The organism is Pseudoalteromonas sp. 2CM28B (genome assembly GCF_023161935.1).
In genome coordinates this window covers 1-817 of sequence record NZ_JALNTH010000106.1, presented here as the reverse complement: position 1 = coordinate 817, position 817 = coordinate 1, and the positions used below count along the sequence as shown (strand labels likewise).

The 817-nt window shown below is 34.1% G+C and carries 1 protein-coding gene; it reads right to left on the bottom strand.

The annotated features are described in order from the left end of the window. Positions 1-238: 238 nt before the first annotated feature. Positions 239-619: a hypothetical protein gene (locus MTN96_RS36830; protein WP_024606317.1), complete on the bottom strand. Its 381-nt coding sequence runs from the start codon at positions 617-619 to the stop codon at positions 239-241. Positions 620-817 lie beyond the last annotated feature (198 nt).

Here is an 817-nt window from a genome sequence, read left to right as displayed (position 1 = left end):
GTTCTTTTCCTTAGTATGATCGTATGAGTGATATTAACTGCAAAACCTGCGCCATAATTATACACTTATAGTCTTTTGAAAACGCCTTTAAAAAGTTTATTTAAATTAAGTTGTTGAAGGTAATTCATCGTAAAGTGAAAAGCTTAATACAGAGGTGTTGGACGGCAAAGGCTTTCCGGTAACTGGAATATTTACTAATAGGCTTGGCTCATAGGCCTTAAATTATTCAGGATAAAGCCTAATAAAAGAAGGTTTTGAAATAAGCAATATTAAAGTGAAATATTGGGATCGAGATTGATACAAAGATGAGGGATATAGAAATCAATATCCATTTCAATTTTTTGATTTCTTTTAAGTGATTTGCATTTTTAAGCGATTCATTTAGCCGCTGAATATTTAGTTCAACTTCGTGTACAGTCTCCTGAGAGACGAGCGCTAAATCTTTAATACTATCAACAGAGCTTTTTAAGTTTTTCTCTGTTGCTAGTATATGAGTATCAACGCTCTTAATTTCCAGTGATTTCTTCACATATTCAGATAAAGAAATACCTTCCTTTTGCGCCTCACTACTTAAAGACTCTTTTAATTTATCGTCAATTCGGATGCTTAGAATAGCCATTCTAAAATACCTCTGATGTATACGGGTGTAAACAAAGCGTATACGCCTATTTTTAAAGGCGCAACAGGTTATTTTAGATGAAAACTGTGTATGACAAAATGAGATAATAGGCACGCTGTCGAATGAATCGCCCCGAGTTCATCGGAGACCAGTTTGTTTAAGTCAGGCCACTTTACCTGACTCGTTTAAATTATCATA

Bases quoted from the DNA above. Each gene is read 5' to 3' on its own strand.
- MTN96_RS36830 (WP_024606317.1), bottom strand. From the start codon at position 619: ATGGCTATTCTAAGCATCCGAATTGACGATAAATTAAAAGAGTCTTTA.